Raw genomic sequence first — 24,709 nt, 5'->3', positions numbered from 1 at the left:
GATCGCCCAGGTCTGCCGTCGCCACTTCTTCGCGTGCCCAGTTGTTCATGCTCCCCTCCGGTGGGTTGGTGATCCTGCCATCTTAGGCGCCGCGAGGAGTTCGTGCTTGGATCAGAACCACTTATGTATAAGGTTGAGCGCGGCGCGTGGGGACGAGGGGACTGCGCGCGGGGACGCGGGGGTTACAGGGCGGCCAGTGCCTGGGCGATGGCGGCGATGAGTTGCTGCGCCCGGGCCTCGTCGGCGGCGGCGCGGCCCTGGTAGTGGCGGAAGTCGCGCAGGGCGGCCTGGGCGTAGGCCTGGGCGCGGTGCAGCAGGTCGCGGCGGCGGGGCTGGGCTGGTTCGCGTTCGGCGGCGTTGAGATACAGGAGGGCCACGTTGAAGCGCGTCGTACCGGCGCCGTGGTGGTCGCTGATCTGCTCGAACAGATGCACGGCTTGCTCGTAGTGCTCGCAGGCGGACTCGGTCTGGCCCATTACACCATAAAGGGCACCCAACGCTTGGTGCATCGGCCCAAGATCAGCGATGGCGCCGGCCGGGCAGAGGTCCAACGCCTGCCGATACTGCGCCTCCGCCGCCTGGGCGTGGCGGAGCCACACTGCCACTGGCTCGTCCTTATCGAATCGCCTCCCTCAACCGCTCGTAATAAACAACGGCGATCTGTTTGATGCATTTGGACCGTTCTAAAGTATCGTTCGGGAGCAGGTCCAGGCTGCGCCGATAGGCGCACTCGGCGGCGTCCAGGTCGCCAATGGCGGGGATCGTCAGGTAGGCGTGGCCTAGATTGTAGTGTGCGACGGCCTCCTCGGCGGTGTCCCCAGTACGTTGACAGTGCCGAATAGTCTCCTGATACGCGGCCACGCAGTTGGTGCTGCCCTGCTCGCGGAGGATATGGCCGATTGCCTCCAACGACACCGCCAAGTTACGGATGCAATTGTGCTGATGGGCATCCAGCGGCGCCCCCTCTGGCAGCCCAAGCGCCAGGGCTGCCTGCCGCCGGACCCAGGCGACTACTTTGTCCTGCAAGACTGCGGCACGGGCGAGGTCGTGGTCCTGATCTTGCGCCAGACGGACGCGATAGTGCATCACCGTGCTGTAGTGGTCCTCCATACCAGGGATTGGTCCATCGTCCACCGTGCAATAGTCCGGCACGCATTCCCCGACCAACTTGGCCCACTCGGCCCCGCGTCCCTGGTATTGATAGACAACCTGCAACCCCTGCATTGCGGTGATGACCGGCCACCACCAGCCCAGTTGCCTGGCCAGCCGGCGGACGTGCAGCAGATTGGACTCTTCTAGTGCCAGGGGCTCTATCACCCCCCGGTTACCGCCGTTGAACTGCCACCAGTAGTGATTGCCCAAGTTCCCAACCGCCTCGACCCAGGCGTGCTGGGCGGCTTCGGCGCCGGAGCGCCCGCCCTCGCCGTCATAGTGCCGCCCAAAGACCTGCCGCAGGAACCAGGGCAGTGCCGGGTGGATGCCGTACCAGGTGCCGCCCAGCGGGGTCAGCAGGCCGGTCTCCGCGGCGCGTTGCAGCAGGCCGGTGAGCCGGTCCCGGTCCTGGCCTTGCAGTTCCGGCAGGGCATGTTCGCCTTCACCCATCCAGGCCAGCACATTGACATCCACCACCCCCTGAAACAGGTGCAGCAGCGCGATGACCGGGAGTTCGTCCGCGGTGAAGGCATGCCGAAAGCCATAGTCCAGCGAGGCGCCCAGCGAGCGGTCGCGGCCCTGGGCGGCATCGGCGTCCTGGATTCGCTGCTCGCCGTCGCGGATGGCCTGGACGAACTGGGCGATGGGCCCCCGGCCGCGCAACCCCTGGCGGATCGCCTGGCCGATGAGGACACGCAGGGTCAGCGGGTTGCCGGCGCAGTAGTCCAGGAGCGGCTGCCAGTCGGCGAGTTCCGCGCGGTTTAGGCCGCGCTCCTGGCCCAGGGTCAGGGCGAGCGTGGCGACGTCCGGGCGGGTCATGCGCGGCATGGGGATGCGCCGCGGGATGCCGCCGAGCCAGCCCTGCTCGTCGCGGCGGGAGGTCAGGAGCAGCCGGGCCTGGGTCGCCGGGTCCAGGGCGAGCTGTTTGAGGAAGGCGGCGAGCTCGGCCTGCTGGACCGCGGTCCAGGCGGACTCGCTGCCGGCGGGGAAGCCGGCGACCTGTTCCAGGTTGTCCCAAATCCAGAGCACCGGGACCTGCTGGAGCACTTGCAGCATGAGGCGGCGACGCTGGTCCGGGTCGTTGAGGGCGTGCCACTCGATGCCGTTGGCCTGCAACAGGGGGGCGAGGTGGCGGCCGAGCTGGTTGAGGGCGTCGGTCAGGTCCGTGTGGGTCTCAAAGGAGGTCAGGAGGACCAGGGGTGCGTCGCCCAGCCCGCCGGTCTGGGCGTACCAGCGGGCGAACTCGACCGCGGTGGTGGTCTTGCCCTGGCCGGCGTAGGCGTGCAGCAGGACGACCTTGGCCGAGTCGAAGGCGCGGTCGAGCAGCAGCAGGGTCTCGTCGCGGCCGATGAAGCCCTGGTCCGGCACATAGCGCAGCAGGTCGGGGTTGCGCTGGACCGGGTCGAGCTCCGGGCGCTCGCCGAGGGCCGGCGGCTGGCCGGCCGGGAGCAGCGGGCGGGCCAGGGCCTCGTAGATCACCGGGACGAACCAGTCCTGCAAGGGGCGCGGTTGCAGCCCGACCCAGCGCTCGGGTTGCGGTGCAGGTGCTTGCGCGCCTCGCTCGCGGCCTGGCCGAAGCCGCGGCCCTTGGCGAGGGCGGCATAGAGTTCGCCGACGTATTGGGCGGCGGTGACGACGAAGACGCTGTAGCGCATGCCGAGCACGGCGGGGATGCCCTGGTCGACCACGGCCTGGGCGAGGGAGCCGATGGCGCGGACCTCCTCGTGGACGGTGTCCGCGTCGGCGGGGCTTGCGGTGGCCTCATGCTTGGCGGACTGGCAGGCGTTGAGGACCAGGACCGGGACGCCGGTGTCGTGCAGTAGTTGGCCGAGTGCGGCGCCGGGAACCGGGCGCATCTTACGCTTCGCCGTCGGGTGCTCGAACAACAGATAGCCGTGCTTGCCGGTGCCGTTGGCGCCGAGCGTGAGGGCTGAGAGGTCGGCCAGGCCGAGGTCGATCAGGGCCTCCTGATCGGCATAGATCCCGTGGCCGTCGAAGTGGACGCAGTGGAAGGGCCGGCCGGCCTCCTTGGCGTCGGTCAGGACCTGCTGGAGCCGCTCATAGGTCGGCGGGCGCAGTGCGGTGATGGCGAAACGTTGGCGGTTCTCGCCCAGGCCTTGCAGCAGGCGGTTGGCCACCGCGCGCAGGCCCACGTCGTCGGTGCCGTTGGGGCGGCAGACGACATAGAGCAGCCGGATGCGGCCGTCGTCGACTGGCGGGACCGGGACGAAGCCGATGTTGGGGTCGGACTGGACGCGGACGAAGGCGCGCACGCGCAGCGCAATGGCGGAATCGGACTCCGGATCGCGCATCAGTTCCCAGGGGATGGCGGCGGCCTGGGCGATGCCGGTGCTGATCTCGATGCGCAGGTCGGCGAGTTGGTCGCGGATGGCGAACCAGATGGCCTGGGTGTTGCGGTTGGCGGCGAGGACCTTGTCATACAGCTCCTCGCCCCGCGCCTGCATCAGGTGTTCGATCTGGTCGACCTGGACGGCCTCGGTCGCCTCGGCGTGCTGGAGATAGTCCTCCAGGTACCAGCGCAGGTCTGATTGCTCCTGGTCGGTGAGGGCGAAGGCGATGGTCGCCTCGGCCGTCTGCTCTGGCTCGCCCGGGCGCAGCAGGCGCAGGTCGATCGGAAACCGGCCGTCGACCGGGGGGGCGTTGGCGAATGCGTAGGGTGGCGGACATCGGCGACCTCCTGATCCTGTGGTGTTGTCGATTCGATTACGCGGGGCATTCTACCGGAAACCGGGCAGTGGATCGGTAGGATGGAGCCGGCGCTGCTGGCCCTGATCATTATTTCGGGCTCTTTCCTCGCGGCAGCCCGTCGCGGCCGGGGGGCCGCGCCTACCAACCCCGCCCCTGCCCTGTTAGGCTGCACGCCTCGCCATCCCGATCCACACCGGGGGCGCACCCCGGACCGCGGCCCGGAAGGGAGATTCCCATGTCCAACCCCAGGTCCGCCTGGCTCCTCATCATTCTCCTGGCCGCGCTGTTCGCCGCGGCTTGTATCGCGCCGCGCCAGGTGCCCGCGGCCCCACCGGTGCCGATCCCGGCAGCGGCGCTGAACCAGTCGTTGCCGCCGCCCAACTACGGGCACGACATCCAGCCCATCTTCAATAGCCGCTGCATCGCCTGTCACGGCTGCCTGGGCTCGCCCTGCAATGTGAAGCTAGACTCCTTCGCCGGGGCGGACCGCGGCGGGTTCGGCATCAACCCCTATTCGGGCCACCTGGCGGAGGTCCCGCGCACCGACATGGATGCGGCGGCAACGACCGCGGCCTGGCGCACCCGTGGTTTCTACCCTGTACTTGGTCAGTGCGACTCACCTGCGCAGCGGCTGGACGGCTCTTTGATGTATCGCGTGCTGGCCGCCGGCACCGCCTTCAACCAGCCTGGGTTCTCACGCCAGGCCCTGGCCCCCCTCTATGCCAAGCGCTACGCCAATGCCTGCCCCGCGGACACTGCCACCCTAGAGGGCCAGCTGACCCAGAACCCGGCCCGCGGTATGCCATTCGGGCTCCCGGCCATCGAGCGCACGTCATTCGAGACACTGGCGCGCTGGATCGGCGCCGGGGCACCGGGCCCCACGGACGCGGAGCTTGAAACGGCCGACCGGCTCGCCCGGCCCGCGGCGGTCGCGCGCTGGGAGGCGTTCTTCAACGCGTCCGATGCCCGCGGCCGCCTGGTCTCCCGCTTCATCTTCGAACACGTCTTCCTCGCCAGCCTGGTGCTGGAGGACAGCCCAGGCGAGCGGTTCAGACTGGTGCGCTCATCTACCCCGCCGGGTCAGCCGGTGATGGTCATCGGCACTGGGCTCCCCTATGACGACCCCTATCGTCACGCCGGGGTCAGCCGGTTCTGGTATCGGCTGCAGAAGGTGACCAGCGCGCCGGTGCAGAAGAACCACTTTGTCTGGCACCTCAAGCGCGCCGACATCGCCCACCTGAAGGACCTGTTTCTTGGTCCCGGCGTAGTCTGGGACGCAGCCGCCCCGCTCGACCCGCCCTGGGGCATCGGCAACCCCTTTCTGGTCTTTCGCGCCATCCCGGCCCCGGCGCGCTCGCGCTTCCTGCTGGAGAATTCGGAGTTGATCGTCTCCGGCATCACCTATGGCCCGGTCTGTCTGGGCCAGACGGCCACCTATGCGGTCAAGGACCAGTTTTGGGTCTATTTCCTGGACCCCAGCGCCGACCCCTCGGTGCTGGACCCCGATCTTGGCCTCTCGACCTGGAAGGTTTTCATGGATCGCTCGGCCCGCGGCGACGCCGCCTACGATGCGGCCTACGCCAAGGCCCTGGCACAACTGCGGCCCCAAGGCTGGTCGGTGGATTCGGTGTGGGACGGCGGGCGCAAGAACCCCAACGCCTGGCTGACGGTGATGCGCCACGACACCAATGTCTCGGTCGTCCAGGGGCGCCAGGGCGGTACCCCGCTCTCCTATTGGCTGATCGACTACAGCGGCTTCGAGCGCATGTATTATGACACCGTGGCCGGCTTTGCGTATTGGCAGGGGGACCTGGGCAAGCTGCAAACCCTGCGCTTCTTTCACTACCTGCGCGAAGAGTTTCAGGACAACTTCCTGCTGCTGTTGCCCCCGGGCGAGCGTGAGCGTGTCCGTCACACCTGGAACCAGGGTGTGGGCTCCTATCGCCTGGCCCCGACCCCGTTCGCTTGGACACCCCTGCCGGAGCCGGTTGCGGGCCCGGTCGAGACCCCGGAACCGAGCGCCGCCGCAGCGCCGCTGGCGCAGACGGTCGCGGCCATCGCCCGGCGCCTGGGACCGACCATCGCCGGTCCAACGGATCGGCTGAACCCCGACGAGAAACCGACGCTACCCCCCGCGATCACAAGCTTTGCCGATTGGGAGCGCGCCATCGCTGGACTCACCGTAGTCTCGGGCCAGGCGTTCACCCGCTACCTGCCGAGTGTCATCGTGCTGCGGCTGCGCCAGAGCACGCAATCGCGGGTCTATTCGCTGGTCATCAACCGGGTCTACAAGGCCACGTCAATCGTAGTGTTTGCCAATAACGGACCACTGCTCGAGCAGTTCTCGCTCAGCGTCTATCCGACCATCGTCAACGGCTTTCCCAACCTCTTCGTGGACCTGACCATGGACCAGGCGGGGGGATTCATCGACGGGCTGCGCGGGATGCGTACCGCGGCGGACTGGACCCCGTTCAAGGCCCGCCACGGCATCCTGCGCAACAATGAGCGTCTGTGGCCCTTCTATGACTGGATCAATGAGTGGAATTTCCGCAGCCGCGGCGCCCAGGCCGGATATCTGGACCTGACCTATTACGATGTGCCGGAGTGAGTGACGGAGGGCGCTAGCATCCCCTGTTGCACAATAAAGGCGGCGATCTCCTCCACCCCCTGCCCCTCCCGCAGGTTGGTGAAGACGAAGGGCCGCTCGCCGCGCATCCGCCGGGCGTCGCGATCCATCACCTCCAGCGAGGCACCCACCGCGGACGCCAGGTCGATCTTGTTGATCACCAAGAGATCCGAGCGCGTGATCCCGGGGCCGCCCTTGCGCGGGATCTTCTCACCCCCGGCCACATCGATGACATAGAGTGTGAGGTCGGCCAACTCGGGGCTGAAGGTGGCGGCCAGGTTGTCACCACCGCTCTCGATGAAAATGAGATCCAGGTTCGGAAAGCGCGCCTGCAGGTCCTCCACCGCCGCCAGGTTCATGCTGGCGTCCTCGCGAATGGCGGTATGCGGGCAGCCGCCGGTCTCCACCCCGATGATGCGCTCCGCCGCCAGGGCCTGGGAGCGAATCAGGAATTGCGCGTCCTCCCGGGTATAGATGTCATTGGTGACCACCGCGATCTCATAACGATCGCGCAGGTGTTTGCATAGCGCATCCAGCAGCGCCGTTTTACCGGACCCCACGGGGCCGCCGACGCCGACGCGTAGGGGGGTTGAATCGGGCATGGAAACCTCGTTCTTACTTCAGGATCTGAATAGGCGCGTGTATTGGGTCTCATGGGCGCTACTGGCGATGGCCAGGGCGGCGCAGGAGGCGCCGATGTCTTCATCGGGCAGGGCGAGCGCCGTCGCCACCGCGTCCGGGATCAGGGCGGCGAGGCGCGCCAGCACCTGTTGGCCCTGGGTCTGACCCAAGGGGACACACTTGACGGCAGCCAGGACCAGGGTCTCGACCCAGGACCAGGCATAGCCGGCGGCGGCGGCCTGCGGTTCGATCTGCCAGACGGACGCCGCAAAGGCGAGCCCTGCCGAGCCGCTTCGCGCCAGCAAACCCCGCCAGTCGCGCGCTCCGGGCAGGTCCCAGGCGATCAGCAGGTCTGCCAGTGCACGGCCGCGGTTGGCTTCTTCCAGACGCAACTCCGCGGTCTCACGGGCGGCGATCAGGCGGTCGATGGTGTTCGCCATGGCTGCCGCATCCAGCGCCCCTGCGGCGGACTGCATCCGCACCAGGAGCGGCAGGTCGACGCGCGCCAGGGCGGAACCGAGTTGGTCGCCCACCCAGGCCTCCAGGTCCGCCGCGGTGCGCAGCCAACCCGCCTCCACAGCCCACTCGATGCCCTGGGAATAGGTGAAGCCACCGACTGGCAGGGACGGACTCGTCAGCTGGAGCAGGCGTAGCAGGGGCAGGTTAGTGGCCGTGGCCATGACCCTGGCCCCCGTAGGCACCGGGTTCGGGCTCAAAGGCGCCCTCCCCGACCTGTACTTGGAGTCCCAGCCCAAGGACCAGGTCGTCGAGCACATGGTCATGCCGGTAGGAGAGCCGCCCCGGCTCGATCTGCAGTGCCACGTGACGGTTCCCCAGGTGATAGCAGGCACGCGCCAGCGCCAGTGCGTCGGCACACTCCACCCGGGACAAACACTCCGCAGCGGCGCGCACCAGCACCACCACACCGTCCTCGCTCACCAGTACGTCACCATCGCACAGGACCGCACCGCGCGGCAGCAGGATCCCCGCCTCCCGCCCGTCGTCCAGGACCACCTTGAGGCGGCTGCGCAGCCGCTGGTCCAGGGTCAGGGTAACCGTGGGGGCGGCGGCAGGCGCAGCGTCGCATTTTCGGGTGAATTGAATCATGTCAGAACAGGAAGTACCGCTGCGCAAAGGGCAGCACCGCCGCCGGGTCGCAGGTGAGCAACTGGCCGTCGGCGCGGACCTGGTAGGTCTGGGGGTCGACCTCGATGAGCGGCTGCCAGTCGTTGTGGATCATGTCGGCCTTGCGCAGGGTGCGGGTGCCGCGCACGGTGCCGATGAGACGTTTCAGCCCCAATTGCCGGGGAATGCCGGCATCCGCGGCCCAACCCGACAGGAACGTCATGCAGGTGGCCTGGAGCGCCCCGCCGAAGGCGCCGAACATGGGCCGGTAATGGACCGGCTGGGGCGTTGGGATGGAGGCATTGGGATCACCCATCGCCGCGGCAGCAATCAGGCCGCCCTTGATGATCAGGCTCGGCTTGGTGGCAAAGAAGGCGGGCCGCCACAGCACCAGGTCGGCGAGCTTGCCCACCGCCACGGACCCCACTTCATGCGCAACGCCATGGGCGATGGCCGGATTGATGGTGTACTTGGCCACATAGCGTTTGGCCCGCGCATTGTCGTGCCCCGCCGGGTCGCCGGCCAGGGCGCCGCGCTGCACCTTCATCTTATGCGCGGTCTGCCAGGTGCGGGTAATCACCTCGCCCACCCGGCCCATCGCCTGGGAGTCTGACGAGATCATGCTGAAGGCCCCCAGGTCGTGCAGTATGTCCTCCGCGGCGATGGTCTCGCGCCGGATGCGCGACTCAGCAAAGGCTACGTCCTCCGGGATGGACGGCGACAAGTGATGGCAGACCATCAGCATGTCCAGGTGCTCATCCACCGTATTCACCGTATAGGGCCGGGTGGGATTGGTGGATGAGGGCAGCACATTGGGCAGCCCGGCCGCCTTGATGATATCCGGGGCATGGCCGCCGCCGGCACCCTCGGTATGGTAGGTATGGATGGTGCGGTCCTTAAACGCAGCAATCGTGTCCTCCACGAAGCCGGACTCGTTCAGGGTGTCGGTATGGATGGCGACCTGCACATCATAGCGCTCCGCCGCGTCCAGGCAGCAATCGATGGCCGCCGGGGTGGTCCCCCAGTCCTCATGGAGCTTGAGCCCCATGGCCCCGGCGCGCACCTGCTCCTCCAGCGGCAACGGCCGGCTGCCGTTGCCCTTGCCCAGAAAGCCCAGATTCACCGGCAAACCCTCGGCTGCCTGCAACATGCGGTGGATGTTCCAAGGCCCCGGGGTGCAGGTGGTGGCGTTGGTACCGGTGGCGGGACCGGTGCCGCCGCCGATCATCGTCGTCACCCCCGACATCAGCGCGTCCTCCACCTGCTGGGGACAGATGAAGTGGATATGGCTATCGATCCCGCCGGCGGTGACTATCTGGCCCTCCCCGGCGATGATCTCGGTCCCGGGGCCGATCAGTATCGCGACCCCCGCCTGGGTGTCCGGGTTGCCGGCCTTGCCGATGCCCGCGATGCGGCCCTCCTTGATGCCGATATCGGCCTTGACGATCCCCCAATGATCCAGAATCAGCGCGTTTGTAATGACCAGGTCGGCCACCTCCGCCGCCGGACGCTGGCATTGCCCCATCCCATCGCGGATCACCTTGCCGCCGCCGAAGGTGACCTCCTCGCCGTAGAGGGTGTGGTCGGCCTCGACCTGAATGATCAGCTCCGAATCACCCAGACGCACCCGGTCGCCGGTGGTTGGGCCATAGAGTGAGGCATAGGCTGCGCGGTCGATTCGAGTCATTTGTTCACACTCCGTCCAATGCGCCCATGATCCCGGCATTGAAGCCATAGACCGCCCGGGCACCGGAATAGGGCACCAGGTCGACAGTGAGGATCTGACCCGGCTCGAAGCGCACCGCGGTGCCGGCCGGGATATCCAGCCGCCGGCCGCGGGTGGGTTCCCGGTCGAAGCGCAGCGCGCGATTGGTCTCATAGAAATGGTAATGAGAACCCACCTGGATGGGCCGGTCGCCGGTATTGGCCACCGCTACCGTCAGCACCGGGCGCCCGGCATTGAGTTCGATCTCGCCGGGGGCGGTGAGGATTTCGCCTGGAATCATGTCGAGTCTCCAGCAACCATCAGACGATGGGGTCGTGGACCGTCACCAGCTTGGTGCCGTCCGGAAAGGTGGCCTCCACCTGGACGTCGTGGATCATCTCCGGGATGCCGTCCATCAGGTCGTCACGCGTGAGCAGGGTGCGGCCATAATCCATCAACTCGGCAACCGAGCGACCGTCGCGGGCACCCTCCAGGATGGCGCAACTGATATAGGCCACGGCCTCCGGGTAGTTGAGCTTGACGCCGCGGGCCTTGCGTCGCTCGGCGACGAGTCCCGCAGTGAACAACAGCAGCTTGTCTTTCTCTCTGGGGGTGAGGTCCATGGCCGCCTCCGGGACGGAATCAGTGGCTTGAATAGGGTCTGGACGCGGGCCGCGGCCACTCGTCGATCACGTCGACCAGATCCGCGGCGCACAGGCCGGGCGCCCGAGCAGTCTGGGCCGAAGTATGCCCCAAAGCGCGATGAAAAGGCGATTGATCGGCTCGGTCCCGGCGGCCACGCAACGGGCGATCAGCACGTCTCCTACCAACGTCGCGCCCCAGAGCAGGTCACTCGGCGGCATCGCATCAGTACGCACGGCGGCCAGGTCTTGCGCATCGGCACCGGTGGCCATCAGGGTGCCGGTGACGGGGTGGCCGCGCAGCCCAGTGGGTCCATTGAGACCGGCCCCGTCGTCGATCAACAGCCGCTCCAGGAGCAAGGGGACGCCCGCGCGTTGCAGGCGCAGACGCAGGTCCGCACAGCCGGTCGCGAAGCGCTCGCCGACCGCCGGTCGTCCCAGGCTATGGACTTCCCAACCCAGGAAGCGGGCGCCCGCCGCCAGCTCGACCTTGATACTGAGCCGCAGGTTGGCCCCCGGGAACAGGATGTTCTCCTGCGGGAACCATTCCAGCACGCCGCCCGCGGCGATGCTCAGGTGCTGGGTCAGCTGCGCGCAAGGGCCGGCGCTGCGATAGAACTTGGTCGCACCCGGGGTGGTGACGAGCGCATGGGCACCCTCCCCCACCTGCACCGCGACCTCCAGCCGGTCACCCCCGACCACGCCGCCGGGCGGATGCAACAGATAGATGTGACTGGGGTCGCCCTCCGGGTAGAAGGGGCGCTGCACGGTGAGCGGGCCGAACTGGCGTTTGTGGGCCAGGACGGTACGACCAGCCCGTTGCGCGAGGCCGAGTTCCAGTCCGGCCTGCCAGCCGGGGGCATCCACCGGGATGGCGGCCTGGCATGAGTCGACGCGGTTTGACAAAGACGCTGGATCTCCTTGGCGATGCGCTAGGCGCGTTCGGGTAAGATGCGAGGGCCAACCAGCCGTAGCGAGTGATCCGACGATGGAAGCCTTGAAACTGCAGACTGTCGACAACCTGACCCAGTCGGAAGACGAACGCGTCGAGTTGATCGACGGTCAGATCGTCTACCGCCCCATGGCGCGTTTCGAGCACGGGCTTGCCCAACTGGCCCTGTCCGACGAGGTCCAGCTGCTCAAACGACGCAGTGGCCCGGGCGGCTGGTGGATCGTCAGCGAAATCAGCGTCCGCTACAACGAGCACCAATGCCCTTCACACGACCTCGCGGGCTGGCGCAAGGAGCGGGTACCCGAGCGTCCCAGCGGCATCATGACCCTGGCCCCGGACTGGGTCTGCGAGATCCTCTCACCGGGCCATGAGCGCAAAGACACGGTCCATCACCTGCTCCTGCTCCAGCGCGCCGCCGTGCCGCATTATTGGATATTGTCGCCGGAGGATCGCACCCTGATCGTCTATGCACTCGATGCCGGGGCCTACCGCCTGTGCTGGTCGGTCGCGTATCGGCCGCCGGAGACCCCGAACCTGGCGCGCATCCCACCCTTTGAGTCGATTGACATCGACCTCGGTTATCTCTTTGGGGAGTCGGAGTAAACCAGGAGGTGGCTTGCTGGTCAGCCTGGCCGTTTCGGACAATCCTTACAGCGCTTGCCTTCTTTGTACTTCTTACAGCATTTATCGGTTTTCTTGCTCATGGCGTGGTGCTCCGCATCACTGCGCGGTGCCGGACGTCGCACCGGCGGTCTTGCCCACCTGCTTGGCCATGGCCGCGAGTTCGTTATCGATCATCAAGAGGCCATAGCCCTGGTCGCCGAAGAGACGCAGGCGCCCGACGATGTCTTTCACCGTGGCCTCCTCCTCGATCTGTTCGGTGACGAACCACTGGAGAAAGATCGCGGTGGCATGGTCCTTCTCGGTCAGCGCGTGATCCAGCATGGTGTTGATTGAGCTCGTTACCGTGCGCTCGTGCTCGAGGGTGCGCTCGAAGATGCGCAGCACCCCATCAGTCACCGCCTCCGGTGCCGCGACTCCCATTAGGACCACCGGGGCATCCTGGTCGATGAGATACCGGTACATCTTCAAGGCATGGGTCAGCTCTTCACCATGCTTGGCCATGAACCAGGCGGCCGTCCCCTTGAGGTTCATGGTTTCCGCCTGAGCCGACAGCGCCAGATAAAAATAGGCGGAATAGAATTCGCGATTGATCTGTGCACTGATCAGCGCGGCCATGTCTTGTGAAATCATCGGGGGGGCTCCTGCTCAAAAAACCGGGGTGGACGACGTGGAACATGACCTTTGAATGCCACCTTTTCAAGCTAGACGTTCAGATACTGCCGCACCAGATCGTCACCCAGTTCGGGCATGGCCCCGCTCGCCATCAGCCGGCCGCGGTCGAGGATGATGAAGCGGTCGGCGACCCGGCGGGCGAAGGGGAGTTTCTGTTCCACCAGGATCACGGTGAGCCCCAACTCGGCGATCAGGCGGCGGATGATATCGCCGATCTCGGCGACAATATTGGGCTGGATGCCTTCGGTGGGCTCGTCCAGGATCAGTAGCTTGGGATCGATGACGAGTGCCCGGCCGATCGCCAACTGCTGTTGCTGACCGCCGGAGAGGTCGCCGCCGCGCCGGCCCAGCATCTGTTTCAAGACCGGAAACAGCTCGTAAATGAACGGGGGCACCGCACGTTGTCCATCCCGCCTGGCCGGCAGCCCGATGCGCAGGTTTTCCTCCACCGTGAGCAGCGGAAACACCTGGCGACCCTGGGGGACATAGCCCACACCGAGTTCCGCGCGCCGCTCGGCCGGCAGCCGGGCCAGGTCCTGACCCTGGTAGAGCATCTTACCGGAACGCACGGGCAGCAGGCCCATGATGCATTGCATGAGGGTGGTCTTGCCCACCCCATTACGGCCCATGACGCACGTGCACTGACCGGCCGGCACCTCGAGCCCCAGGTCCCATAGAGTGTGACTCTCACCGTAGAATTGATTCAGTCCTTGGATACTCAGCATCGGGTCACTCACCAAGATACACCTCCATCACCCGCGGGTCATGCTGGACCTCATCCATGGAACCCTCGGCGAGCACGGCGCCCTGGTGCAGGACCGTCACACGCTTGGCAATAGAGCGCACGAAATCCATATCGTGCTCCACCACGACCACCGAGTGTTTGCCCTCCAGTGACAGCAGCAACTCAGCGGTGCGCTCCATCTCCTGATGCGTCATGCCGGCGACCGGCTCATCGACCAGCAACAGAAGCGGATTCTGCATCAGCAACATGCCGATCTCCAGCCACTGCTTCTGGCCGTGGGAGAGTGCGCCCGCGGCGCGTCCGGCATGCTCGGTCAGACCGATGATGGTCAAGACCTCGTCGATACGGTCGCGCTGCTCACCCGAGAGTCGGGCGAACAGGGTGGGCCAGACCCGCTTGTCACCGGCCATGGCGAGTTCCAGGTTCTCGATCACCCGGTGCTGCTCGAACACCGTCGGCTGCTGGAACTTGCGCCCGATCCCGGCCTGCGCGATACGCGGCTCATCCAATTCCAACAGGTTGATGGACTGGCCGAAAAAAACAAAGCCCTGATCCGGTTTGGTCTTGCCCGTCACCACATCCATCATGGTCGTCTTCCCGGCCCCATTAGGTCCGATGACACAGCGCAACTCACCCACGTCGACATAGAATGACAGGTCATTGAGTGCGCGAAAGCCATCAAAACTAACCGTGACGCCTTCCACATAGAGCAGGGTCCGATGCGAGATATCCAGGGTTTCCGCGAGCGTCTTACCGGGATTGAGATATTGCCAACGTTGCACCTGCCCGCCCATCAGCCGGTCCTCCGCAGGCGCATCAGACCCGCGATCCCGCGGGGCAGAAAGAGCGTTACGAGCACAAAGAGCGCCCCCAGGGCAAAGAGCCAGGCGTCGGGGAAGACGCCGGTGAACACGGTCTTTCCATAATTGACCAGCAAGGCCCCGGCCACCGCCCCGTAGAGCGTAGCGCGCCCGCCGACCGCGACCCAGATGACCAGCTCGATCGAATTCAGAGGTGAGAACTCACCCGGATTGATGATACCCACCTGCGGCACATACAGTGCCCCGGCCAGCCCCGCCAACGTCGCCGAAAAAGTAAAGATGGCGGCCTTGGCCCGCTCCACCCGATAGCCGATGAAACGGGTCCGCGACTCGGCATCCCGAATCCCCACCGCCACCCGACCCAGGCGTGAACTGACGATGAAGCGGCTGGCCAGATACCCCAGGGCCAGGGCCAGGGCCGAGGCGATGAAGAGCCCGGCACGGGTCCCATCGGCCTGCAGGCTAAAACCGAGGATATCCTTGAAGTCGGTCAGCCCGTTGTTACCACCGAAGCCCATCTCATTGCGGAAGAAGGCCAGCATCAGGGCATAGGTCAGCGCCTGCGTGATGATGGAGAGATAGACCCCGGTGACCCGCGAGCGGAAGGCGAGATAGCCGAAGCAGTAGGCCAGGACCCCGGGCACCAGGATGGCCATCAGGGCCGCGAACCAGAACTGATCGAAGCCGTGCCAGAACCACGGCAACTCCGGCCAGTTGAGGAACACCATGAAGTCGGGCAGGTTCGGATTGCCATAGACCCCGCGGTCCCCGACCTGGCGCATCAGATACATGCCCATGGCATAGCCGCCCAGGGCGAAGAAGGCCCCGTGCCCCAGGCTCAGAATCCCCAGATAGCCCCACACCAGGTCCACCGCCACCGCGAGCAGGGCATAGGTCAGATACTTGCCGAGCAGGGTGACGGTATAGGTGGAGACATGCCAGGGGCTCGCCGCCGGGACCGCCAGGCTCAGGATCGGCACGAGGATGCCGACCACCAGCAGCACGGTCAGCATGATCTGACCGCCAGTATCGCCTCTCAACGCCTTGATGATTGCCATGTCCGCGCTCACCCCTCCGCCGCCCGACCGCGTTGCGGGAACAGGCCCCGGGGACGCTTCTGGATGAAGGCAATAATGAAGACCAGCACGAGTATCTTGGCCAGCACCGCGCCGGCCCAGGGCTCCATGAACTTGTTGGCGACACCGAGCACGGTCCCGCCGATCAGGGTCCCCCAGAGGTTGCCTACCCCGCCGAAGACCACCACCATGAAGGAGTCGATGATATAGGCCTGACCCATGTTGGGTCCCACGTTGGTCAGTTGTGACAGGGCCACCCCGGCGACCCCGGCAATGCCGGCGCCCAACCCGAAGGTCAGCGCATCGACCCGCGCCGAGCGCACCCCCATGGCGCGGGCCATGGCCCGGTTCTGGGACACGGCCCGTACCTGGAGCCCCAGCGCGGTCCGTTTGAGGATCAGCAGCAGTGCCAGGAAGACCAGCATGGCGAAGACCAGGATGTATAGCCGGTTGAAGGTCAGCGCGAGCCCCGGGTTGAGTTGCCAGGAGCCGCTCATCCAGGAGGGGTTCTCCACCGTCACGTTCTGCGCCGAGATGGTGGTGCGGGCCAGTTGCTGGAGGATCAGGCTGATGCCGAAGGTGGCCAACAGGGTCTCCAATGGTCGGCCGTATAGAAAGCGGATGACGGTCCGCTCGATGGCGACGCCAAAGAGCCCGGCGACGATGAAGGCGGCCGGGATCGCCACGAACAGTGAGTAATCGAGCAGCCCCGGCATCGCCTGCTGCACCAGATAGGTGGTATAGGCACCGATCATCATCAGTTCACCATGGGCCATATTGATGACCCCCATGACCCCGAAGGTGATCGCAAGCCCGATGGCCGCCAGGACCAGGACTGAACCCAGGCTGAGGCCGAAGAAGAGGGTCTCGGCGCGAGCGTTCCAGGCCACCCGCTGATCGATACCGGCCAGGGCCGCCCGAGCACCGGACGCGACCGACGGGGCGAGTCCTTCTTTGGTCAGCAGCGTCGCCAAGGCATTGCGGGCTTCGGGGAACAGGCTGCCGTTCAGGTGGGCGATGGCCGCGCGCTGGGAATCGGTGGTGCCGACTTGCAGATCCGCGACCGCGATGGCCAAGTCCAGGGTCTCGCGCACCCGCACGTCCGGCTCCTGCCCCAGGCGGGCACGCAGGGCCGCGACGGCCACCGGGTTCGGGTCCTGCATCAGCGCCCGCGCCGATCGCAGTCGCACCGCGGAGTCCGGGCTACCCAGGCTCAAGGCCGCGATGGCACCCCGCAGGCTGGTGCGCAGCGCGTTGCTCAGCGTGATCTTTTTGATCGATGCACGGTCGGCCTCGCCCAGATCGGCCCCGGTAATGGGATGGGTCAGGCGCACACCCGACCCCGCGGGGTGCGCCAGGACCACCGCCGGATCGCCCTCGCGCGTATAGAGGTCCCCGGCCAGCAGGCCCTCGAGGATCGGCAGGGCGCGGACCTCACCGGCCGCCACAATCGCCTCAACCGCCTGCTGTTTGACCGGCAAGGCACGGTCGGCCAGCCCCGGCAGGGCCTCCTCAAGGGTGCCGGCCGCCGCCGCACCCAGCCAGAGCAGGGAAAGGATGGCCAGGACCACGGCCGCGCAACGGATTGGACAATGACGACTTGGCATGGTTCGTTTACGTTGTTCCAGTCACGGGCCAGTGTAGGTCCCCCTTCAGGGCGACCGGATCTGTGCCAGGCGGTCGCCCTGAAGGGCGACCTACGGTTGCGCAGCCGGCAGCGGCCTACTTTGCCTTGGTACCCAGACAGGTCTTGGTCTTGGTGTTGTAGTTGCCGCAGTTGATGGGCGCGGTCCAGTCGGCCTCCAGGTCCTTGGAACCGGGCAGGAAATTGGACCAGGCGTCGCCGGGGACGGTGCCCTTGGTCTGCCACACCACGGCAAACTGGCCGTCGTCCTGGATCTCGCCGATCAGCACCGGCTTGGTAATGTGGTGATTGGGTAGCATCTTGGCGATCCCGCCCGTCAGGTTCGGCGTCTCCAAGCCAATGATCGCCTTCGCCACCTTGTCCGCATCGGTGCTGCCGGCCTTCTGGACCGCCTTCACCCACAGGTCGAAGCCGATCAGATGGGCCTCCATGGGGTCATTGGTGACGCGCTTGGGGTTCTTGATGAAGTCATGCCACTGCTTGATGAAGGCGGCATTCTCCGGCGTATCGACGCTCATGAAATAGTTCCAGGCGGCGAGGTGTCCGACCAGGGGCTTGGTGTCGATGCCGGAGAGTTCCTCTTCACCGACCGAGAAGGCCACCACCGGGATCGTCTCGGCCGAGACGCCCTGATTGCCCAGCTCCTTATAGAAGGGCACATTGGCATCGCCATTGATCGTGGAGACCACCGCGGTCTTCTTGCCGGTTGCGCCGAACTTCTTGATGTCCGAGACGATCGACTGCCAGTCCGAATGACCAAAAGGGGTATAGTTGATCATGATGTCCGCGGCGGCCACCCCCTTCTGCTTGAGATAGGCCTCCAGGATCTTATTGGTGGTGCGGGGGTAGACATAGTCGGTCCCGGCCAGGACCCAGCGCTTGACCCCCAGCCCCATCAGATAGTCCACCGCCGGGATCGCCTGCTGATTGGGCGCCGCACCGGTGTAGAAGACGTTCTTGGAGGACTCTTCGCCCTCATACTGGACGGGGTAGAACAGCAGCCCATTCAACTCCTCGAAGACCGGCAGCACGGACTTGCGCGACACCGAGGTCCAGCAGCCGAAGACCACCGCCACCTTGTCCTTCTCCAGCAGCTCGCGGGCCTTCTCGGCGAACAGCGGCCAGTTGGAGGCCGGGTCCACCACCACCGCCTCCAGCTTCTTACCCAGTAGCCCCCCCTTCTTGTTCTGGGCGTCGACCAGCATCAGGACCGTATCCTTGAGCGTGGTCTCGCTGATGGCCATGGTGCCGGAAAGCGAGTGCAGCACCCCGACCTTGATGGTGTCGTCCGCGGCCTGTCCCGGGAGGCCGATCGATAACCCCAGGACCAGACCCGCGCCCAGCACCAATCGCTTGACAAAATCGCGTTTCTGCATCAATGTAACTCCCCCAGTGGTGGCAACGAATACAAGGGCCACAAATCGGACCCGTACCAAGTCATTCAGCAAATATTGAGCCAATCGGCGCACACCGCTGATCCGCTTGCCCCCCGCTCCCGCGCGGAGGAGGACCGGGGTGGGGGGCGGAACGGCCAGAGAGGATTTTGGTCCAGCAGACAGGACGCAAGCGCTCCCTTTTGGTGCAAGCGCCCGGTCCGAGTGCCCGGCGCTGGACCACAAGCCGCCCAACCCAGGAGCCGCCAATCCGGCATAATCCGCGCACGACCACCAAGGTCACACCCAGTGCAGGAGCCGACCCGTCCCGATGTCCATCGCCCTCAATCAAGCTTAGGCTCGACAACGTGGCCGCCGAGATCTGGAAGTCCGCCGTGCGTCTGCGCGGCAAGTTCAAGGCCTACGAATATCAAGGCGTGATCCTGCCGATCATCGTGATCCGCCGGCTGGAGTGTGCACTGATCCGCTGGCGGGAGGACAAGCGCTCGGAGGTCCTCGCCCAGCGCCCAGGCATCGACAAGGATGAGCCCCTGGGACCAGAGCACCTGTCGAACCTGGAAATGGGCTATGTCTACGAGGAGTTGCTGCGGCGGTTCTCAGAAGAGGCAGGGGAGGAGGCGGGCGACCAGCTTCCCGAGTCGCGCCACCGCTTCGACTACATGCTGAGCAACCCGCCCTTCGGCGTCACCTCACTCAATTTCAGGAATTCGCACACCATCCGCACTCCGGCACCGCGGTGCAGCGTGATGACGAAGTGCGCCGCCACCACGATCTGATGCAGCCATTGCACGCCCTCGGGGGTCGCCACGAGGGCCACCAAGAGCGCCAGGGCCGCGCCGACCGGGGGCGGCTTGCACCAGTCCTGCAAGCTTCACCCTCGGTCTGTTTGCACTTCCAAGGGTACACAATCTCGCGGGTCCTGCCGCTCTCCTGCGGGTGATTCACCAAGCCTACGCTAGGTCTTGGCCGGATTTCTGATTAAGGCCGAAATTGGCCTCAGCCTTAGGGTTGCCGGGTAACCGGCGTCGCTACGGCTGAGGCCTCAACGTGAACGAAAAGGGAGATCAACCATCTCGGCCAGGACATCGTCTTCGGCCAGGGAGAGTATGTGCCCGGCACCGCGGAGGGAACGCGGCTGCTTGCGCACCAACTCACCCACGTCGTGCAGCAGCCCCAAGGGGTCTCGCTCCAGGGCGGCATCGGGCAGGTTGGCGATATGTACGAGCGTCACGCCGACGCGGTTGCGGACAGGGTCGTCGCCGGCCGCTGCGCCGAGGCGCTCCTCGATCATGGTCCCGGTGGTGCGAGCAACGCCGTCGGCGCCGCCATCCAGCGGCAGGAGCCAGCCCCGGCACCGGCGCCTGCACCCGTGGATGAGCAGGCCGCGGCGCCGGTCGAGACCGAGGGCGACAAGCTCAAGATCTTCAACCAGGAGTTCAGCCTCAACGCGCAGATCGAGGCCTTCCAGAAGGCGGTCATGGCGTTCAACAAGCCGATCGCCGACGTCGAGAAGCGCCAGGAATACTTCGAAGAGAAGAAGGGGGAGCTCGAGGAACAGAAGACGGGCGAGAAGGCCCACGACAAGGGCATCGATCAGGCCATCAAGGGCCAGGATGTGGCGATCAGGCAGCTCGACAGCGCCATCGCGACGATGGAGCGGGAACAGAAGAAGTTCGCAACCAAGGTCGAGAAGCTCAAGGTGGACTACGCCGTGTTCGACGCGCAGGATGATGCGTTGGTTCGTGCCACCGCGCCGCTCGCCGGCCACCCCAAGCCCGGCGAGTACATCCTGCTCGGCGCCGGCGCCGCTCAGGCCTGCGGTGTGAGCGCGGCGACCAAGGTCACCCTGGCCGAGGGCTCGTTCAAGCACATCGCCGTCTTCCGGTCATCCGAGCCTGCGCCCAGTCCCAGCAGCAGGCCCGACGAGAAATGGGAGAAGTGGCACACGATCGACGGGGGCGGCACCGCAGCCAAGACCACTGAGCTCAACGTCTGCCTCTCCGACCTGCGCGTGCAGTTCGGCAATCCCAATCAGCCATGGGCGTCGTCGACCACCGCGCGCATCGGCTGGATCGACATGGACAAGCTCCTGGCCGGCAGCGGCGGCGCCAACAAGGACGGCGCGGCCCCGCCGGCGCCCTGAGCGAGACGGCGTGGTGGTCTTCTCCAGGTCCTGTCTCGCCCGCACCGACTCGGTGCAGGCGGCTGCCGGCGCGCCGCTATCCGGGCAGGCCGCCAAGCGGCCTGCGTTTACGCTCGCGCAAACTCCGGAACATGGTCTACACTTCACCTTCAACAGCCTCCTTAGCCACGCCTGCGGAGCCTCGCGAGTGCCCAGTCTACGCCCCTCCAACCGCCCCCGGTGCCCGGCACCACACCCCAATGGTAGCCGACAGCCACGGTCCCGAGGCTACACTCCCCTATCTCTAGGGGGCCGCGCCGACGGCGGGTTCCGTGCCCGGATCGGAAGAGTTCAACACACATTTTGACGTCGCAAGCGCCAGACGTCGTGCCACGACCAGGGATCAGTGCGGCGCGCACGACGTATAAATGCGTAGCCATTAGGGGTCGCAGAAGTCAGGTAGTAGAAATTGACCAAGGCTGCGAACGATTACTGCTCGTGAGATTAGACAAAATTTCCTTCAGATTGGAGAGCTAGCAATGAGAGCAACGTGGAAAGATGCAGTCCTGGCCGAGAGCGAGGATACCGTCGTCATTGAGGGGAATCACTACTTCCCTGCAGAATCGATCAATCGGCAGTATTTTCGAGAAAGCAGCATGAAAAGCGTATGCCCCTGGAAAGGAGAGGCCAGTTACTACGATATTTTAGTGGATGGCGAAACCAACAAGGATGCCGCTTGGTACTACCCCGGGCCGAAAGATGCAGCCAAAGAGATTAAGGGGCGAGTAGCATTTTGGAAAGGGGTCAGAGTGGCATAAGCAAGCAGGCGGGGAGGTCTAACAATGCGTTGCTGCGGAGGCCGCGATTTATCGAACATCCTCACGCGGCGCCGCTGAACGCGGGCGTGATCGCGCCGTGCGAAGCTTGGCGTCTCTTGCGGGGTGAAAGTCCCCGTTGGGTAAGGGCTGGCGACCCACCGTTATCGAGTCTTGGTCACGAAAACGGCGTGGGGTAACCCGCGAACGATCGATGGGGTAAGCCTACATGTTGAACACTGTCGCCTACAAGGCTATTGAAAACGCGACGGCTGTGTGTAAACGCAGCTTGTCATCGCGGCATTGAAGCTGCCAAGCCTGCGAGCTAGCCTGCTCTCTTTCCCCCCCGTTAAGAGCGCCAGGGTGGCGGAATCTCTTCAGGAAATGACGGAGCGCATTTGGCCTGATTTGTCATCAACCAACGTGGTACCGCAAACAGGTATGGACCTTGATCGTCACTCCCGCCAGCGGCGTACGTGGCGGGTGGCGCCAAACACCGGCGTGACGCCGCCGCGGCGTCACGAGCGCGAGAGTCTGCGCCTGTTTAGCATGGCTCGCCAGAGCAGTCTCGCGATGGTACTCCTTTGGTCGCTTTCGATCCTGAGTTGCGCCGCCCCAGCCACACCAGGCGCGGTGGACGCCTGCACGATCGAGCACACATCACCGATAAGAAATTTCTGCGCGGTAAGGCCCGGTGTCCTGTGGCGCGGGGCCAAGCCCGATCAGCAAGGTGCCGCCTGGCTGATAGCGCAGGGTGTGCGCACCATCGTCAACCTCGAACTGGTCAACGAAGACGACTCCGCCTTTCGTCGGGCAAACGTCGCGGATCAGGGGTTTCACGAAGTTAGGTTGTTTCGGCTGCGCGACTCGGAACTTGCGCCCATCATGCCCACCGCGCTTGAAGACAATCGGGTCGCTTGGTTCCTGTCGATCGTCGACCAACAACCCCAACCTGTCTATGTCCACTGTCGCGAGGGTCAGAACCGGACCGGCGTCATGGTGGCCGCTTACCGTGTGATCGTGGAAGGCGTCAGCGCCGAACGGGCGATTGAGGAGATGAGGCGTTACCATGGGATGTGGTTTGACACCAGCGCACGCTACATCCGCGCCCTGTCCCCGCAGCGCATTGATGGCATCCGGCGCCAGGCCAAGGCCAGGCAATCGCATGCGAAGGAGGACGCCCGGGTGGTCTGTGCCAAGGGGACCTGCACTGTTGCAGATGACTGAAATGGCCGCGATCCGAGTTGGATGCTCAGGCATCCAGTCCCAAGGCGTGCAGCACCCTGGCGCTCAACTCGTCCGGACTGCGTGAGATGATCTGTGGCGGTATCCCGTGCCGGGCGGTCAGCCGTTCAAAGTCGACGAAGCCGTAGGAGACGATAAAGGGGCACATGCCGGAACCCACGGCGGCCAGGTAGTCTTTTGGCTCATCACCGCAGACATAAGCGCGGGCAGGACTGACAGCGAAGCGGGCGAGCAGTTCCCGGAAGACGGGGAGTTTGTCCCCGCGAAACGGGACATGAACCAGGAAGTCAAACCGCTGCGGGTCGAACCCCTCGCGCCGGAATAGGTGCTCCAGGGTCAGCAAGGGGTCACGGGTGATGTTGCGGGTGACTACCCCAACCCGCAAGTCGGGCTCCTCAAGCAGTCGCCGCAACAAGGGGGAGATCCCGGGATAGAGCAACGCCTCCTCCCGGTAGACGGCGGTCAGGGTAGCGATGAATTCGGCGCGTTTGCGCCGCCCCATCTGCTCGCGCAGGTTACGTGGAAACTCCTTAATACCGCCAAGATATTTGAACAGGTTGCCACGTTTTTGGAAGCGCGCCAGGGGGCCTAAGTGCATCCCGTGGTGGCCGAAGGTGCGGTCGATCGCGCTGAAGGCGTCGATGATGGTGCCGTCGGCGTCCAGGATCACCAGTCGGTCGTTGCTGCACATGGTGATCCGGGCCAAGGGTGAGGGGCAGTAGGCGGGTGTTGCGGCGCCTATTCTCCCACCCCCGGCCCCGGTCTTGGAAGGTCTAAGGCACCGTCCGGGGGCAACCGCCCACCGCGGCCAGCGCCTGGCGGGCGATGGCCAGTTCCGCGTTGGTAGGGATGACCAGGACTTTCACCGGGCTGTGGGCCGCGCTGATGACTCGCTCGCCCCGCGCCGTCGCGCGATTGGCGGCATCATCCATGGCGACCCCTAAGCCCGCCAGCCCATCCCCCACGAGGCGGCGCACCTGGGCATCGTTCTCCCCGATGCCGCCGGTGAAGACGATGGCGTCCACCCGACCCAACTCGGCATAGTAGGCCCCGATGCACTTGCGGATGCGTTGCACCATGAGACCGATGGCCAGTTCCGCGCCCGCGTCGCCCTCCCCCGCCAGCCGGTGGATCTCACGCATGTCATTGACCCCGCAGAGCCCCCCGAGGCCGCTCTGACGATTGTGGAGGTCATCCAGGGCCTGATTGCTCAACCCTAGATTCTTGGCCGCGAACATGAGGATGGCGGGGTCAATGTCGCCGGACCTGGCGCCCATGACGAGACCCTCCAGCGGCGTCATGCCCATCAAGGTATCCACGCTGCGGCCCCCACGGATGGCAGTCACGCTGGCCCCCTTGCCCAAGTGCAGGGTGATCAGATTGCACGCCGCGCAAGGCTTACCCAGCACGGCGGCGGCGCGTTCACCCACGTACTGGTCGGAGGTGCCGTGGAAGCCGTAACGGCGCACCCCGTGATCCCGGTACAGATACTCAGGGATGGCGTAATGGCAGGCACTGCTGGGCAGGGTCTGCTGGAACTTGACGGAAGAACTGCCTGAGTTCATAACCATCACCTTCATGGGTTGCCCCTTAGTCTGGTTCAAGCGGTTGCCTCGGCGTCGGTCTCCTGATGCGCCCGCGCCGCCGGAGCCGTACTGATCCACTCGGCCTGGACCTCGACCTGCGCCTGGATGGCCGTGATGACGACGGTGTTGACGATGTCGGTCACGGTGCAGCCGCGGCTAAGGTCGTTCACCGGCTTCTTCAGGCCTTGCAGGATCGGGCCGATGGCCACCGCGCCGGAGCTGCGCTGCACCGCCTTGTAGGTGTTGTTGCCGGTGTTGAGGTCCGGGAAGATCAGCACCGTGGCGCGGCCCGCGAACACCACGAGGCCGGCGCGATCGCCGGCGAGCGCCTCGAGCAGGTCACGGATCTCGGCCTTGGCGCGCTCGAGGCGGCTGGGGGCCGCGTCCTCGGCGAGCATGGAGCGCGACACGTCGAGGGCCACGACCACGTCGG

25 protein-coding genes are annotated in these 24,709 nt (G+C 65.6%); 6 read left to right on the top strand and 19 right to left on the bottom strand.

Annotation, left to right across the window (positions count from 1 at the left end; genetic code table 11):
- Window positions 1-182: 182 nt before the first annotated feature.
- The 3 genes from QZY44_RS19080 to QZY44_RS19070 are packed head-to-tail and all read right to left on the bottom strand — an operon-like array spanning window position 183 to window position 3,617.
- Window positions 183-605 carry a hypothetical protein gene (locus QZY44_RS19080; RefSeq protein WP_295449881.1) on the bottom strand — a complete coding sequence of 141 codons (423 nt, stop codon included), beginning with the start codon at window positions 603-605 and terminating at the stop codon, window positions 183-185.
- A gap of 10 nt (window positions 606-615) precedes the next feature.
- Complete coding sequence (locus QZY44_RS19075; protein ID WP_295449878.1) at window positions 616-2,652, bottom strand: tetratricopeptide repeat protein; 2,037 nt, start codon at window positions 2,650-2,652, stop codon at window positions 616-618.
- Window positions 2,628-3,617, bottom strand: coding sequence for a CHAT domain-containing protein (locus QZY44_RS19070; RefSeq protein WP_295449875.1), 990 nt, complete (start codon window positions 3,615-3,617; stop codon window positions 2,628-2,630). The genes QZY44_RS19075 and QZY44_RS19070 overlap by 25 nt, the downstream gene beginning before the upstream one ends.
- A 479-nt stretch (window positions 3,618-4,096) precedes the next feature.
- Between QZY44_RS19070 and QZY44_RS19065 the strand changes: the two genes are divergently transcribed.
- Window positions 4,097-6,469, top strand: coding sequence for a fatty acid cis/trans isomerase (locus tag QZY44_RS19065; protein WP_295449873.1), 2,373 nt, complete (start codon window positions 4,097-4,099; stop codon window positions 6,467-6,469).
- Here the strand turns inward: QZY44_RS19065 and ureG are convergent.
- The 7 genes from ureG to QZY44_RS19030 all read right to left on the bottom strand — a co-directional run bounded on the left by ureG (window position 6,451) and on the right by QZY44_RS19030 (window position 11,485).
- A complete protein-coding gene (gene ureG, locus QZY44_RS19060) occupies window positions 6,451-7,089 on the bottom strand; it encodes an urease accessory protein UreG (RefSeq protein ID WP_295449870.1) in 639 nt (212 codons plus the stop codon). The genes QZY44_RS19065 and ureG overlap by 19 nt on opposite strands.
- Window positions 7,090-7,107: 18 nt before the next feature.
- Entirely contained in the window at window positions 7,108-7,788 is a 681-nt protein-coding gene (locus QZY44_RS19055) for an urease accessory UreF family protein (protein WP_295449867.1), read from the bottom strand.
- Window positions 7,772-8,215, bottom strand: a complete 444-nt coding sequence (gene ureE, locus QZY44_RS19050; protein ID WP_295449865.1) for an urease accessory protein UreE — start codon at window positions 8,213-8,215, stop codon at window positions 7,772-7,774. Before ureE ends, QZY44_RS19055 begins: the two co-directional genes overlap by 17 nt.
- A 1-nt stretch (window position 8,216) precedes the next feature.
- Window positions 8,217-9,920 carry an urease subunit alpha gene (ureC, locus tag QZY44_RS19045; protein ID WP_295449861.1) on the bottom strand — a complete coding sequence of 568 codons (1,704 nt, stop codon included), beginning with the start codon at window positions 9,918-9,920 and terminating at the stop codon, window positions 8,217-8,219.
- Window positions 9,921-9,924: 4 nt separating this feature from the next.
- A complete protein-coding gene (locus QZY44_RS19040; protein ID WP_295449858.1) occupies window positions 9,925-10,239 on the bottom strand; it encodes an urease subunit beta in 315 nt (104 codons plus the stop codon).
- A gap of 19 nt (window positions 10,240-10,258) precedes the next feature.
- On the bottom strand, window positions 10,259-10,561 hold the full coding sequence (gene ureA / locus QZY44_RS19035; RefSeq protein WP_295449853.1) for an urease subunit gamma: 303 nt from the start codon (window positions 10,559-10,561) through the stop codon (window positions 10,259-10,261).
- 66 nt (window positions 10,562-10,627) lie between these two features.
- Window positions 10,628-11,485: an urease accessory protein UreD gene (locus QZY44_RS19030; RefSeq protein WP_295449850.1), complete on the bottom strand. Its 858-nt coding sequence runs from the start codon at window positions 11,483-11,485 to the stop codon at window positions 10,628-10,630.
- A gap of 82 nt (window positions 11,486-11,567) precedes the next feature.
- Between QZY44_RS19030 and QZY44_RS19025 the strand changes: the two genes are divergently transcribed.
- Complete coding sequence (locus tag QZY44_RS19025) at window positions 11,568-12,134, top strand: Uma2 family endonuclease (protein WP_295449847.1); 567 nt, start codon at window positions 11,568-11,570, stop codon at window positions 12,132-12,134.
- 117 nt (window positions 12,135-12,251) lie between these two features.
- Here the strand turns inward: QZY44_RS19025 and QZY44_RS19020 are convergent, their stop codons facing one another.
- The 6 genes from QZY44_RS19020 to urtA form a co-directional block, all read right to left on the bottom strand.
- Entirely contained in the window at window positions 12,252-12,785 is a 534-nt protein-coding gene (locus QZY44_RS19020) for a ferritin (RefSeq protein ID WP_295449844.1), read from the bottom strand.
- 71 nt (window positions 12,786-12,856) lie between these two features.
- Entirely contained in the window at window positions 12,857-13,552 is a 696-nt protein-coding gene (gene urtE / locus QZY44_RS19015; protein ID WP_295449884.1) for an urea ABC transporter ATP-binding subunit UrtE, read from the bottom strand.
- Window positions 13,553-13,556: 4 nt separating this feature from the next.
- Window positions 13,557-14,366 carry an urea ABC transporter ATP-binding protein UrtD gene (gene urtD, locus QZY44_RS19010; RefSeq protein ID WP_295449841.1) on the bottom strand — a complete coding sequence of 270 codons (810 nt, stop codon included), beginning with the start codon at window positions 14,364-14,366 and terminating at the stop codon, window positions 13,557-13,559.
- Complete coding sequence (gene urtC / locus QZY44_RS19005) at window positions 14,366-15,451, bottom strand: urea ABC transporter permease subunit UrtC (protein ID WP_295449837.1); 1,086 nt, start codon at window positions 15,449-15,451, stop codon at window positions 14,366-14,368. The genes urtD and urtC overlap by 1 nt, the downstream gene beginning before the upstream one ends.
- 8 nt (window positions 15,452-15,459) lie before the next feature.
- The gene (gene urtB, locus QZY44_RS19000) at window positions 15,460-17,076 is read right to left on the bottom strand and encodes an urea ABC transporter permease subunit UrtB (RefSeq protein WP_295449833.1); all 1,617 of its coding nucleotides are present in this window, start codon (window positions 17,074-17,076) and stop codon (window positions 15,460-15,462) included.
- 115 nt (window positions 17,077-17,191) lie between these two features.
- Window positions 17,192-18,490, bottom strand: coding sequence for an urea ABC transporter substrate-binding protein (urtA, locus tag QZY44_RS18995; protein ID WP_295449830.1), 1,299 nt, complete (start codon window positions 18,488-18,490; stop codon window positions 17,192-17,194).
- Between the two features lie 365 nt (window positions 18,491-18,855).
- On the opposite strand from urtA, the gene QZY44_RS18990 reads away from it, so the two are divergent.
- The 4 genes from QZY44_RS18990 to QZY44_RS18975 all read left to right on the top strand — a co-directional run bounded on the left by QZY44_RS18990 (window position 18,856) and on the right by QZY44_RS18975 (window position 22,672).
- Entirely contained in the window at window positions 18,856-19,284 is a 429-nt protein-coding gene (locus QZY44_RS18990) for a type I restriction-modification system subunit M N-terminal domain-containing protein (protein ID WP_295449827.1), read from the top strand.
- Window positions 19,285-19,724: 440 nt separating this feature from the next.
- A complete protein-coding gene (locus tag QZY44_RS18985; protein WP_295449889.1) occupies window positions 19,725-20,651 on the top strand; it encodes a hypothetical protein in 927 nt (308 codons plus the stop codon).
- Window positions 20,652-21,169: 518 nt separating this feature from the next.
- Window positions 21,170-21,448 carry a DUF427 domain-containing protein gene (locus QZY44_RS18980; RefSeq protein WP_295449824.1) on the top strand — a complete coding sequence of 93 codons (279 nt, stop codon included), beginning with the start codon at window positions 21,170-21,172 and terminating at the stop codon, window positions 21,446-21,448.
- Between the two features lie 438 nt (window positions 21,449-21,886).
- On the top strand, window positions 21,887-22,672 hold the full coding sequence (locus tag QZY44_RS18975) for a dual specificity protein phosphatase family protein (RefSeq protein WP_295449821.1): 786 nt from the start codon (window positions 21,887-21,889) through the stop codon (window positions 22,670-22,672).
- Between the two features lie 25 nt (window positions 22,673-22,697).
- On the opposite strand, the gene QZY44_RS18970 is transcribed toward QZY44_RS18975, so the two are convergent.
- The 3 genes from QZY44_RS18970 to QZY44_RS18960 all read right to left on the bottom strand — a co-directional run.
- The gene (locus QZY44_RS18970; protein ID WP_295449818.1) at window positions 22,698-23,381 is read right to left on the bottom strand and encodes a haloacid dehalogenase-like hydrolase; all 684 of its coding nucleotides are present in this window, start codon (window positions 23,379-23,381) and stop codon (window positions 22,698-22,700) included.
- Window positions 23,382-23,463: 82 nt separating this feature from the next.
- Window positions 23,464-24,270: an acetate/propionate family kinase gene (locus tag QZY44_RS18965; protein ID WP_365304853.1), complete on the bottom strand. Its 807-nt coding sequence runs from the start codon at window positions 24,268-24,270 to the stop codon at window positions 23,464-23,466.
- Window positions 24,271-24,290: 20 nt separating this feature from the next.
- On the bottom strand, window positions 24,291-24,709 hold a 419-nt coding region (locus QZY44_RS18960; protein WP_295449815.1), incomplete at its 5' end, for a phosphate acyltransferase.

This window comes from uncultured Thiodictyon sp. (genome assembly GCA_903837595.1).
Lineage (GTDB): Bacteria > Pseudomonadota > Gammaproteobacteria > Chromatiales > Chromatiaceae > Thiodictyon.
The sequence above is the reverse complement of the archived record's forward strand: the minus strand, read 5'-3'. Positions and strand labels throughout refer to the sequence as shown.